The organism is Pseudomonas sp. HMSC08G10, from assembly GCF_001808425.1.
GTDB classification, from domain to species: domain Bacteria; phylum Pseudomonadota; class Gammaproteobacteria; order Pseudomonadales; family Pseudomonadaceae; genus Aquipseudomonas; species Aquipseudomonas guariconensis.
This window is the reverse complement of record NZ_KV793298.1, coordinates 134,740-146,934: the sequence shown is the minus strand read 5'-3', so window position 1 is coordinate 146,934 and position 12,195 is coordinate 134,740. Positions and strand designations below refer to the sequence as shown.

The following is a 12,195-nucleotide window of genomic DNA, read 5'->3' as shown; positions in this document are numbered from 1 at the left end:
CTGTTGTGGGAGCCTCCCATGTTGAACACCCTTCTACCCATCCTGCTGTTCGCCGCCCTTGGCCTGGCGGTGCTCGGTGCCCTGCGCCGGGTGCGCATGTGGCGGCGTGGTCGACCTTCGAAGGTCGACCTGATCGGCGGCCTACTGGCCATGCCGCGGCGCTACCTGGTGGATCTGCACCATGTGGTCGAGCGCGACAAGTACATGTCCAAGACCCACGTGGCCACCGCCGGCGGCTTCGTGCTGTCGGCCGTGCTGGCGATCCTGGTCCATGGCTTTGGCCTGCAGAGCAAGATCCTCGGCTATGCCTTGCTGGCCGCCACGGTGCTGATGTTCTGTGGCGCCCTGTTCGTCTTCAAGCGTCGCCTGAACCCACCTTCGCGCCTGTCCAAGGGGCCGTGGATGCGCCTGCCCAAGAGCTTGCTGGTGTTCGCCGCGAGCTTCTTCATCGCCACGCTGCCCGTTGCCGGCATCCTGCCTGAAGGCACCGGTGGTTGGCTGTTGGTCGCCGTGCTGGGCGTGGGTGTGCTGTGGGGCGTGTCGGAGCTGTTCTTCGGCATGACCTGGGGCGGCCCGATGAAGCACGCCTTCGCCGGTGCCCTGCACCTGGCCTGGCACCGCCGCGCCGAACGCTTCGGCGGTGGTCGCTCCACCGGCCTCAAGCCGCTGGACCTGGAAGACCCGAACGCGCCGTTGGGCGTGGAAAAACCCGTGGACTTCACCTGGAACCAACTGCTCGGCTTCGATGCCTGCGTGCAGTGCGGCAAGTGCGAAGCCATGTGCCCAGCGTTCGCCGCCGGCCAGCCGCTGAACCCGAAAAAACTCATCCAGGACATGGTCATCGGTCTTGCCGGTGGCACCGACGCCCAATTCGCCGGCAGCCCTTATCCGGGCAAGCCGATCGGCGAGCATGGCGGTCACCCGCACCAGCCGATCGTCAATGGCCTGGTCGACGCCGAGACCCTGTGGTCGTGCACCACCTGCCGCGCCTGCGTCGAGGAGTGCCCGATGATGATCGAGCACGTCGATGCCATCGTCGACATGCGCCGTCACCTGACCCTGGAAAAAGGCGCGACCCCGAACAAGGGCGCCGAGGTGCTGGACAACCTGATCGCCACCGACAACCCTGGCGGCTTCAACCCAGGCGGTCGGATGAACTGGGCGGCCGACCTCAATCTCAAGCTGATGTCCGAGGTCAAGAGCACCGAGGTGCTGTTCTGGGTCGGTGATGGTGCCTTCGACATGCGCAACCAGCGCACCCTGCGGGCCTTCGTCAAAGTCCTCAAGGCCTCCGGTGTGGACTTCGCCGTGCTCGGCCTGGAAGAGCGTGACAGCGGAGACGTGGCGCGCCGACTGGGCGATGAGGCGACTTTCCAGCAACTGGCCAAGCGCAACATCCAGACACTGAACAAGTACCGCTTCCAGCGCATCGTCACTTGCGACCCGCACAGCTTCCATGTGCTGAAGAACGAGTACGGCGCCTTGGGCGGCGAGTACCAGGTACAGCACCACAGCACCTACATCGCCGAACTCATCGCGGCCAACAAGCTCAACCTGGGCCAGCACAAGGGTGGCAGCGTCACCTATCACGATCCGTGCTACCTGGGCCGTTACAACGGCGAGTACGAGGCGCCTCGCGATGTGCTCAAGGCCCTCGGCATCGAGGTTCGGGAGATGGAACGCTCCGGCTTCCGCTCCCGTTGCTGTGGCGGTGGCGGCGGTGCGCCGATCACCGACATCCCGGGCAAGCAGCGTATCCCCGACATGCGCATGGACGACATCCGCACGACCGAGGCAGAGCTGGTGGCCGTGGGTTGCCCACAGTGCACCGCGATGCTCGAAGGCGTGGTCGAACCCCGTCCGCAGATCAAGGACATCGCCGAGCTCGTCGCCGACGTGCTGATCGAGGACGACGCCCCTGCCAGCGCCAAATCCCAAGCGGCCAAACGTGAACCTGCGGAGGTGCACTGATGAGCGACATCATCCGCCGCGACCCTCGTGCCGAGTGGATCGCCCGTAACCGTCTGCATCCGCTGCACGCGGCGATGCAGACGCAACAGACCCGCTGGATGGGGCCCAACGGCCTCATCCGCAAGAACCCCCATGCGATCGCCGCCGGCTTCATCGGCCCCAACGGCCTCAAGCGCATCGACCGCAGCGGCGCCCAACAGGGCACCGCTGGCGGCGGTCGCCGCACTGCAGCGGCCGAGGTGCAGCTGCCGCTGCATCAGGTCGCGCAGCCGGCGTTCTATATCGCCGTGGTTCCGGACATGGTCGGTGGTCGCCTGGGCAGCCACGACCGCGACCTGCTGGGCTTGGCCCACAGCCTGGCCGGCAGCGACGGCGCCGTACTGGCGATCGTGTTCGGCGAACACAAGGAAAGCAACTTTTCCACAGCCGGCGTCGACCGGTTGCTGGTCATCGAAGGCGAAGCGTTCGAAGGTTATGCACCGGAGCAGTTGGTGCAGGGCCTGCGCGCTGTGGATAATCAGTTCACCCCGCGCCACTGGCTGCTACCAGACAGCCGCACCGGTGGTGGCGAGCTCGGCCGGCGCCTGGCCGCCGCGTTGGGCGAACGCCCGGCGACGCGGGTATGGCAAGTCAAGGACGGCCAGTGCATCGGCCGAGCCGGGGCGGGCCAGCAGGACCTGCAGCGCGGTTTGCCGCGCCTGATCCTGGCGGCGGCCGAATGCTCCGACCCGGTCAGCGAAACCCGTCACGAAGCACTGCCGGTGGAGTTGTCCACAAGCGTGGCGCGCAGCCTGTCGCGTATCGAAGACCTGGGCCCGGTGGCGGTGGATCCTGCGGCCATCGCCATGGCCGAATCGGAGTTCATCGTCTCCGGCGGCAACGGCGTCAAGGATTGGGATCTGTTCCACAAGGCGACCGCCGCCCTCGGTGCTACCGAAGGCGCTTCGCGGGTGGCGGTGGACGATGGTTTCATGCCCCGCAACCGCCAGGTGGGCGCCACCGGTACTTGGGTCACGGCGCGGGTCTACGTGGCTGTGGGTATCTCCGGGGCGATCCAGCACCTGCAGGGCATTGGCGCCTGCGACAAGGTGGTGGCGGTGAACATGGACCCTGGCTGCGACATGATCAAACGGGCGGACCTGTCGGTGATTGGCGACAGTTCGGCGATTCTCCAAGCGTTGATCGAGGCTGTGGACAACTACCGCAGCGCCGGTCAGCGCGACGCGGCATAAGGGCACGAGCATGAGTACGAAAGTCATCAGCCTGGTCTCCATCGGCGCTCACCCCAGCTCCGGCCGCACCCGTCGTGCCGAGCAGGACTCCCGTGCCGTCGAGCTGGGTTTGCAGCTGGCTGGGGATAACTTGCAGGTGGTGCATGCCGGCGATCCTCGCGAGGAAGCGCTGCGCGCATACCTGGGCATGGGCCTGGATCATCTGGATGTGCTGGAGCAGCCGGCGGGTGCCGATGTGCTCGGCGTGCTGGGCGATTACCTGCGCGACGCCGGGGCACAACTGGTGCTGACCGGCAGCCAGGCGGAAACCGGCGAAGGGTCGGGCATGTTGCCATTCTTGCTGGCCGAGCGCCTGGGCTGGCCACTGGTGGTGGGCCTGGCTGAGGTCGAGTCCATCGACAACGGCACCGCGCAAGTCCTGCAGGCCTTGCCACGGGGGCAGCGGCGCCGGCTGAAGGTGCGCCTGCCGCTCTTGGCGACTGTGGATAACGCGGCGCCCAAGCCACGGCAGAGCGCCTTTGGCCCCGCGCGCCGGGGCGTGTTGGCGGCGCGCAACGTGGCGGTGGTCGAGGATGAACTGCTGGCCGATGCCGAGCTGCAGCCGGCCCGTCCACGGCCCAAGCGGCTGAAGGTAATCAAGGCCAAGAGCGGCGCTGACCGCATGAAAGCCGCCACGGCCAAGGCCAGCGGTGGGGGCGGCAAGGTGCTCAAGGACGTTTCTCCACAAGAGGGCGCCGAGGCGATCCTGAAGTTGCTGGTGGAAGAAGGGGTGCTGCGCTAGCGGTTGCCTGTTCAAAAAAACCAAAGCCCACGTTGCATGGCCTGCACGTGGGCTTTTTTCATGTGGTGCGGGCTGTTTCGCAGTCCTTCGCAGACTTGGTCAGCGACCCTGTGGTTTTTACACACCGAATCTGTTTGCCAACCTGTTGATAAAGTGTTCGCGCCTCTCTACAGCCCCCGTCATCTCTGGGCTACAGCGCACTGGTTACTATTTGACCACCCTCGCCGATCAACTCCACATGCCCCTTTCATTCCAAAAGGCCGAGGTTGCCCACAATCGCTGTTGGCGTCTCTGTGGATAATCTGTTTGGTAGCGGCGCAATCCCTTGATCTGCCTGGGCTGCAGAGATTAGGTCAATAATTGATCAATTGCTGCGAAACGGCTGTGCAGCGCGCTTGTGTCGGGCGCTCTGGAGGTCTATCCACAGGCATTGGCCGCACGCCTGCGCATTGCCCACAAAGTCTGTTGGTCGCTCTGTGGACAACGTGTTCGGCAAACGCTAGAGCCCTTGTAATCAAAGGCTTGTAGAGGAATGATCAAAGAATGATCAAAGCGTCCGGCTACTGCTCGGCCCACGTTTCCACAAATACTGTGCGCCAGGCTGTGGATAAAATGTTGGTCGGTGGCTGCAGGCCCTGGGAGGCCTTGGCTGGGGGAAGGTTGATCAAGAATTGATCATCGCTCTTCATGGCCGGGCTGTCGCTGTAGGCCCGATTCGAGCAAAAAAAAGAGCAGCCATCTGGCTGCTCTTTTCGTTTCGCGTCGATGCCTTACTGCGCTTTGACTTCCTTCAGGTACGGCGCTGGCTCCGCCCCCAGGTTGTTCAGCACGCGCTGGGAGTACCAGTCGATGAAGTTGACCACGCCGAACTCGTAGGTCTTGGAGTACGGGCCGGGTTGGTAGGCAGTGGAGTTGATGCCGCGCTGGTTCTCTTCAGCCAGACGACGGTCCTGGTCGTTGGTGGCGTCCCAGACCTTGCGCATGTTTTCCGGGTCGTAGTCGACACCTTCGACGGCGTCCTTGTGCACCAGCCACTTGGTGGTGACCATGGTTTCCTGGGCGCTGATTGGCCACACGGTGAACACGATCATGTGGTCGCCCATGCAGTGGTTCCAGGAGTGCGGCAGGTGCAGGATACGCATCGAGCCCAGGTCCGGGTTCTTGATGCGGCCCATCAGTTTCTTGCACGCCTGCTTGCCGTCCATGGTCATGGACACGGTGCCCTTGAGCAGCGGCATGCGCACGATGCGGTTACGCAGGCCATGGCTTTTGTGCAGGTACGGGATCTTCTCGGCTTCCCAGGCTGCAGCGGAGGCGGCGACGTGGTCCTTGAACGCCTGGTCGGCGCGTGGGTCGTTGGTATCGTCCCACTCCAGCAGGGTCTTGAGCAGCTCAGGGTGCGAACCGTTGCAGTGGTAGCACTCACGGTTGTTTTCCAACACCAGCTTCCAGTTGGCTTTTTCCATCAAGGTGGTCTGCACCGCCACCTTGGTGTTCTCCATGTCGTACGGTTCCATGTAGTGATCGAGCGTTGCCAGGAACTCGTCGATCGCTGGCGGGTTTTCGGCCAGGCTGATGAAGATATAGCCACCGGCGGTCTTCACGTGCACTGGCTTGAGGCCGTACTGCTTCATGTCGAAGTCGGCGCCCATCTCGGTGCCGGCGAACAGCAGGCGACCGTCGATTTCATAGGTCCACTGGTGGTATGGGCAGACCAGCTTGGCCACCTTGCCCTTGTCGCTGGTGCACAGGCGCGAACCACGGTGACGGCAGACGTTGTGGAACGCATGCACCTGGCCTTCGGCGCCACGGATAACGATGATCGGGTTCTTGCCGATCTGCAGGGTCAGGAAGTTGCCCTTGGTCGGAATCTCGCACGTCATGCCGGCGATCAACCACTCCTTGTGGAAGATCTCCTGCATGTCGATCTGGAACAGACGCTCGTCGGTGTAGAAAGGCTGGGGCAGCGAGTAGGTGCGCTCGCGGGTCTGCAACATCTCGGCGGTGGCCTTGCGTGCAGCTTCCAGTGGATCGCCCAGGCTCAGGGTTGCGGTGACGTCCATCGTTTGGTCCTCAGGGCCGTATGCGGCCGGCGAAAGTGGCTAATCGTTGTTGTGGTTTGCCGCAAGGCTGCTTGCTAAAAACAGCTGTTTCATTTGCCGTGGAGTGTGCGTTCGCCGCCGACAGGAACCATATCCACGGGCGACATGGCCGAATCCGATTCCGACGCGCCAGCCCTTGTAGCGCGGGGCTGGTCGCGATAAGCACGCCGATGTCGCTGATAGGAATGTACTTCGTCGCCGGCTTGCGCATTATCGGAGCCATGAAGGCCGGTAGTCGGCCGCTGGAGAAGAACATGTCCGATACCTTCCTCAATCCGGTCACGACCCAGACCTGGGCCAACGGCCGCCATGTGGTGCGCTGCGTCAAGGTCATCCAGGAGACCTGGGACGTGCGCACCTTCTGTTTCATGGCAGACCAGCCGATCATGTTCTTCTTCAAGCCTGGGCAGTTCGTCACCCTGGAACTTGAGATCGATGGCAAACAGGTGATGCGCTCGTACACCATTTCCAGCTCGCCATCGGTGCCCTACAGCTTCTCGATCACCGTCAAGCGGGTACCCGGCGGGCAGGTGTCCAACTGGCTGCACGACAACATGCACGAGGGCTTCGAGCTGGCGGTGCACGGACCGGTGGGGCTGTTCAACGCCATCGACTTCCCGGCGCCGAAGGTGCTGTACCTCTCCGGTGGTGTCGGTATCACCCCGGTGATGTCCATGGCCCGTTGGTTCTACGACACCAATGGCAATGTCGACATGGTCTTCGTCCATAGCGCCCGTTCGCCGAAGGACATCATCTATCACCGCGAACTGGACCAGATGGCCTCGCGGATCCCCAATTTCAGTCTGCACATCATTTGCGAGAAGCACGGCCTGGGCGAGCCCTGGTCGGGCTACCGTGGCTACCTGAATCAGCGCCTGATGGAGCTGATCGCGCCTGACTACATGGAGCGGGTGGTCTTCTGTTGCGGCCCGACGCCTTACATGAACGCGGTCAAACGCATGCTGGAGGCGGTGGGCTTCGACATGCGCAACTACCACGAAGAGTCGTTTGGCGCGACCCCGGCAGAGGCCAAGGCCGATGCTGTGGAACATGCCGAGCAGGCGGCCGAGGCGGCCGAGGAACTCGACGCGGCCGACCTCAACCTGGTGGAGTTCGTCGGCAGCGACAAGAGCATCCGTATCGCCCCGGGGGAGACGGTGCATGCAGCTGCGGCGAAGGTCGGGCTGATGATCCCCAAGGCCTGCGGCATGGGCATCTGCGGTACCTGCAAAGTACTCAAGCTCGGCGGCGAAGTGGTCATGGACCACAACGGTGGCATCACCGAGGAAGACGAAGCCGAAGGCTACATCTTGTCGTGCTGCAGTGTCCCGCAAGGGGATGTGCGGATCGACTACTGATCCAGCCCACTACTACATTTTGCGGGTGAACCCGCTCCAGCAGGTCGATGCAGAACCTGTGGGAGCGGGTTTATCGAGGCGTCGAACCGCCGCGCATGTATTCATCAAGTGCGAAAACGCGCCACCAGGTCGTTGAGGTCCACCGCCAGACGGGAAAGGTCGGCGCTGGCCACGCTGGTCTGATGTGCCCCGGTCGCGCTCTGCACCGACAGATCATTGATGTTCACCAGGTGCGGTCCACCTCGCAGGCCATCTGGGCCCGGGACTGGGATGCAAGACGGGTGCGCTTGAATAAAGTTGCGAGCCTGCTATCGAATTTCCGGACAGGTGGTTGACCCAGGTCGGAACAAGCCCGGCCCAGGCCTGTCAATCTGCCCAGGCTAAAGCCTTTGTGTCCCGATATTTAATGGCGAGGACGCGCGCTTTTCTTTATCGTGTGCGCCCTTTGCAACAACCCGAGATAGACCCCCATGTTGGAAGCTTCCCTGAATCAACTCGAGCAACTGGTCAACGACCTGATGCAGAAAAACGCTCAACTCACCGAGCAGAACACCGCCCTCGGCCAGGAACTGGCCCAGGCCAAGGAAGAGAATGAAACCCTGCAGTTGTCGCTGATGGAGCAGGAAGAGAAGCACGGCGCCACCGCGGCCCGTATCCAGGCGCTGGTAGAGCGCGCCAGCGCAGGTGTCGTCAACGCATGAGACTGCAAGCGCAGCCGATCAATGTCGTGTCCATCCTGGGCAACGACTATTCGATCAAGGCGCCCCAAGGCCAGGAAGAGACCCTGGCGCAAGCCGTGCGGATGCTCAACACCGCCTTGGCCGAAACCAAGCGTCAATACCCCACCCTGATCGGTGACAAGCTGCTGGTGCTGGCAGCCCTGAATCTGTGTTCCAAGCAGGTCGAATTGCAAAAGGAACACCAGCAGACCCTCGAGCGGACCCAGGCGCAGATCGACGCCACGGTGGACGCTATCGTTCGGACCATCGCCGAACAGTAATTGCCTGACCTCGGGTTTGCCGCGAATGCATCGGTGAGTTTCCCATCGCATTCGCGGGTAAACCCGCTCCCAGCGTCTGGCGTCATCCCCACGGAATCGAAGTGAGGCGGGCGCTTGTAAGCGCGGGTTCGCCCGCCCATGCGCCAGTCGCTTTAGCATCGGATCTTGCGGCAGAAACGACGCGCGACGGTTCATCGACATTGTTTTAGATCACTGGAATAACCGGATACGTAAGTGTATACAATCACCCCAAATAATAATGATTGGGGAGTTGGGGCATGCGGATCTGGCGGCGGAGTATCCAGTGGCAGTTGATTGCGAGCATGGGCGCGGCCCTGCTGGCGAGCATTCTGGTGGTCGTGGGGGTGTATACCGAGGCGGTCAACCGCCTGACCGAACGTTATCTGGTGGACACGGCACTGCCGGCCAGCGTCGAAGCGATCCGCAACGATATCGAACGCATGCTCGGCAAGCCGCTGGTGGCGGCGGCCGACATTGCCGGCAACACGCTGCTGCGTGATTGGCTCGCAGCCGGCGAAGACCCCGCCCAAGCCCCCCGTTTTCTCGAGTACCTGGAGGCTGCCAAACAGCGCAACCAGGCCTTCACTACATTGTTCGCCTCCACGGCGACCGGCCACTACTACAACGAGAAAGGCCTGGATCGCACCCTCAGCCGCGATAACCCGAAGGACAAATGGTTCTACGGCTACATCGACAGCGGCGCTGAACGCCTGATCAACATCGACATCGATGGCTCCACCGGGGAGCTGGCGCTGTTCATCGATTACCGGGTCGAAAAAGACGGGCAGCTGGTGGGCGTGGCCGGTATGGGCCTGCGCATGACGGCATTGTCGAAGCTGATCCATGACTTCAGTTTCGGTGAGCGCGGGCGGGTATTCCTGGTGCGCAACGACGGTCTGATCCAGGTCCACCCGGATCACGAATTCAGCGGCAAGCGCCAGTTGGCCGAGCAGGTCGGCGAGCAGGCGACCCAAGACCTGCTGGGCAAGGGGGAAGGCCTGCGCAAGGTGCATTTCAGCCGCGACGGCGAGGCGTTTCTTGCGCTGGGCCTACCGCTTCGCGACCTGAACTGGACCTTGGTGGCCGAGGTGCCGGAAGACGAAATCTACGCACAGATGCACGAAGCGGTGTGGCTGACCAGCCTGATCGGCGGCGCTGTGGCGTTGGTGTCGTTGCTGTTGGTGGTGTTGCTGGCGCGTGGGCTGGTGCGTCCGATCCGCCAGGTGACCACGGCGCTGACCCAGATCGGCAGCGGGGCTGGCGACCTCAGCCAGCGGCTGGACGATACGCGTGAGGACGAGCTGGGCGACCTGGCCCGTGGGTTCAACCGGTTCCTCGACAGCCAGCGGGTGCTGATCGGTGAGGTGCTGCGCACCACCGAGCGCCTGCACCGGTCGGTGGAGCAGGTGACCCGCGTGGTGGACAACACCGCCGACCGTTCCGGCCGCCAGCAGGAGATGACCGAAATGGTCGCCACCGCCGTGCACGAAATGGGGTTGACCGTGCAGGACATCGCGCAGAACGCCGGCAATGCCGCCCATGCCTCGCAGTCGGCGCGCGACGAGGCCCTGCAGGCGCGCGAGGTGGTGCGCCGGTCGATCCACAGCATCGAAGGCATGTCCGGGGAAATCAGCCGGGCGGCGGAGGCGGTGAGCCAGCTGGCCGACGAAGTCGCCTCGATCGACGAGGTCTTGGCCGTGATCCGCAGTATTTCCGAACAGACCAACCTGTTGGCCCTCAATGCGGCCATCGAGGCGGCGCGAGCAGGTGAAATGGGGCGCGGCTTTGCCGTGGTCGCCGATGAAGTGCGCACGCTGGCGCGGCGTACTCAAGTGTCCACCGACGAGGTGCAGCAGATGATCCAGCGCCTCAAGCAAGGCGCCGGCACCGCTGTGGCGTCGATGAATGCCGGGCAGCAGGCGACCGGGGGCGGGGTAGAGTCCAGCCAGCGTACCGGTGCCTCGCTGGGAGCGATCACCGATCAGGTGGAGCACATCAGCGACATGAACCACCAAGTGGCCACGGCGACCGAAGAGCAGTCGGCGGTGACCGAGGAGATCAACCGGACTGTGCAGGGGATTTCCGATCTGGCGCGGGAGACGGCAGCCGAAGTACAGGCCTGTCGGGACGAGTGCCAGGCGTTGCGTGGCCTGGCCGATGACCTGGCGCGGCAGATGGGCGGGTTCAAGCTCTAGCTCGGTGTTGGACGCTTCGCGGGTAAGTCGGGGCGCCTGACCGCCGCTCCGATTTACCCGCGGACATCAGGCGCCGACGATGGCGCGGATGTCCTGCGCCAGTTCACGCACTCGCGCTTCTTGCGTATCCCACGAGCACATGAACCGCGCCCCACCGCTGCCGATGAAGGTGTAGAAGCGCCAACCCTTGGCGCGCAGCGCTTCCAATGCGGCTTCCGGCATTTGCAGGAACACGCCGTTGGCCTGCACCGGGAACATCAGCTCCACGCCCGGCAGGTCGCTCACCAGCGAGGCCAGCAGTTGTGCGCAATGGTTGGCGTGGCGGCCATAGCGCAGCCAGGCGCCGTCTTCGAGCAGGCCGACCCAGGGCGCGGAGAGAAAACGCATCTTCGACGCCAGCTGGCCCGCCTGTTTGCAGCGGTAATCGAAGTCATCGGCCAGGGCGCGGTTGAAGAACAGGATCGCCTCGCCCACGGCCATGCCGTTCTTGGTACCGCCGAAGCACAGCACATCCACCCCGGCCTTCCAGGTCAGCTCCGCCGGTGTGCAGCCCAGGGAAGCGCAGGCGTTGGAAAAGCGGGCGCCGTCCATGTGCAGGTTCAGCCCCAGCTCCTTGCAGGTGGCGCTGATCGCCCGCAGCTCGTCGGGGTTGTACACCGTGCCCACTTCGGTGGCCTGGGTGATGGTCACAACGCGTGGCTTGGGGTAGTGGATGTCCTGGCGCTTGAGCGCGACTTCGCGGATCGATTCGGGCGTCAGCTTGCCGTCTACACTGCGTGCGGTGAGCAGCTTGGAGCCGTTGGAGAAGAACTCCGGCGCACCGCACTCGTCGGTCTCGACGTGGGCGGTCTCGGAGCAGATGACGCTGTGGTAGCTCTGGCACAGGGAGGCCAGGGCCAGGGAGTTGGCGGCGGTGCCGTTGAAGGCGAAGAACACCTCGCAGTCGGTTTCGAACAGCTCGCGGAAATACTCGGCGGCGCGTTCGGTCCATTGATCGTCGCCATAGGCGCGCTCGTGGCCCAGGTTGGCTTTTTCCATCGCGGCCCAGGCTTCGGGGCAGATGCCGGAATAGTTGTCGCTGGCGAATTGTTGGCTGTTATCAGTCATGACATCTGTCCTTTTTACGACGCAGATCCGCACTCTAAACCATCGATTCAGCGGTTGCCTATACAAGGCCTGTGCGAGTAACTCCATGTCTTGATCTTGCGGGCTTCTTCGCGGGTAAACCCGCTACCACAGGGATTGCACAGCCCCTGTAGGAGCGGCTTTACCCGCGAAGGGGCCCGCACAGGCACCAGGCAGATGCGAATGTCGTAAACGCGCCATTGCAAGGCGTGCGCAGGCATCTGAGTCGCCCTCGCCGGTCATACCATCGCCACAAAGGGCCACAGTGCCTCAAGACAAGAAACGATCGCTGCCGGGAGAAACAAGATGTTCAGCAAGCAAGACCAGATCCAGGGTTACGACGACGCACTGCTGGCGGCGATGAATGCCGAAGAACAGCGCCAGGAAGATCACATCGAGCTGATCGCCTC

General features: G+C 63.3%; 10 protein-coding genes and 2 pseudogenes. 9 read left to right on the top strand and 3 right to left on the bottom strand.

Features of this window, described 5'->3' with window-relative positions:
• Window positions 1–18 precede the first annotated feature (18 nt).
• From dgcB to HMPREF3173_RS06665, 3 genes are read left to right on the top strand one after another with little or no spacing between them, the layout of a single operon-like run.
• Entirely contained in the window at window positions 19–1,971 is a 1,953-nt protein-coding gene (gene dgcB, locus HMPREF3173_RS06675) for a dimethylglycine demethylation protein DgcB (RefSeq protein ID WP_070571989.1), read from the top strand.
• On the top strand, window positions 1,971–3,203 hold the full coding sequence (locus HMPREF3173_RS06670) for an electron transfer flavoprotein subunit alpha (protein ID WP_043211083.1): 1,233 nt from the start codon (window positions 1,971–1,973) through the stop codon (window positions 3,201–3,203). Before dgcB ends, HMPREF3173_RS06670 begins: the two co-directional genes overlap by 1 nt.
• A gap of 10 nt (window positions 3,204–3,213) precedes the next feature.
• Window positions 3,214–3,984, top strand: a complete 771-nt coding sequence (locus HMPREF3173_RS06665; RefSeq protein WP_043211085.1) for an electron transfer flavoprotein subunit beta — start codon at window positions 3,214–3,216, stop codon at window positions 3,982–3,984.
• Between the two features lie 770 nt (window positions 3,985–4,754).
• On the opposite strand, the gene gbcA is transcribed toward HMPREF3173_RS06665, so the two are convergent.
• Window positions 4,755–6,047 (bottom strand): glycine-betaine demethylase subunit GbcA, encoded by a 1,293-nt coding sequence (gbcA, locus tag HMPREF3173_RS06660; RefSeq protein ID WP_043211087.1) that lies wholly within the window; start codon window positions 6,045–6,047, stop codon window positions 4,755–4,757.
• A 293-nt stretch (window positions 6,048–6,340) separates the two neighbouring features.
• Between gbcA and gbcB the strand changes: the two genes are divergently transcribed.
• A complete protein-coding gene (gbcB, locus tag HMPREF3173_RS06655; RefSeq protein WP_043211132.1) occupies window positions 6,341–7,444 on the top strand; it encodes a glycine-betaine demethylase subunit GbcB in 1,104 nt (367 codons plus the stop codon).
• 104 nt (window positions 7,445–7,548) lie between these two features.
• Here gbcB and HMPREF3173_RS24280 read toward each other — a convergent pair whose 3' ends face one another.
• Complete coding sequence (locus tag HMPREF3173_RS24280; RefSeq protein ID WP_371906665.1) at window positions 7,549–7,671, bottom strand: hypothetical protein; 123 nt, start codon at window positions 7,669–7,671, stop codon at window positions 7,549–7,551.
• 243 nt (window positions 7,672–7,914) lie between these two features.
• Here HMPREF3173_RS24280 and HMPREF3173_RS06650 point away from each other — a divergent pair, with 243 nt between their 5' ends.
• The 4 genes and pseudogenes from HMPREF3173_RS06650 (at window position 7,915) to HMPREF3173_RS25245 (ending at window position 10,660) form a co-directional block, all read left to right on the top strand.
• A complete protein-coding gene (locus HMPREF3173_RS06650) occupies window positions 7,915–8,145 on the top strand; it encodes a hypothetical protein (RefSeq protein WP_070090739.1) in 231 nt (76 codons plus the stop codon).
• Window positions 8,142–8,444 (top strand): cell division protein ZapA, encoded by a 303-nt coding sequence (locus HMPREF3173_RS06645; RefSeq protein WP_043211094.1) that lies wholly within the window; start codon window positions 8,142–8,144, stop codon window positions 8,442–8,444. The genes HMPREF3173_RS06650 and HMPREF3173_RS06645 overlap by 4 nt, the downstream gene beginning before the upstream one ends.
• Before the next feature lie 278 nt (window positions 8,445–8,722).
• Window positions 8,723–9,796: pseudogene (locus HMPREF3173_RS25250) on the top strand (cache domain-containing protein); the annotation flags it as partial.
• A 126-nt stretch (window positions 9,797–9,922) separates the two neighbouring features.
• A complete protein-coding gene (locus HMPREF3173_RS25245; protein ID WP_371906664.1) occupies window positions 9,923–10,660 on the top strand; it encodes a methyl-accepting chemotaxis protein in 738 nt (245 codons plus the stop codon).
• A gap of 66 nt (window positions 10,661–10,726) precedes the next feature.
• Here the strand turns inward: HMPREF3173_RS25245 and HMPREF3173_RS06635 are convergent, their stop codons facing one another.
• Window positions 10,727–11,767 carry a threonine aldolase family protein gene (locus tag HMPREF3173_RS06635; RefSeq protein ID WP_070571987.1) on the bottom strand — a complete coding sequence of 347 codons (1,041 nt, stop codon included), beginning with the start codon at window positions 11,765–11,767 and terminating at the stop codon, window positions 10,727–10,729.
• A 324-nt stretch (window positions 11,768–12,091) separates the two neighbouring features.
• Between HMPREF3173_RS06635 and HMPREF3173_RS24845 the strand changes: the two are divergent.
• A pseudogene (locus tag HMPREF3173_RS24845) lies at window positions 12,092–12,181 on the top strand (hypothetical protein); the annotation flags it as partial.
• Window positions 12,182–12,195: the final 14 nt, after the last annotated feature.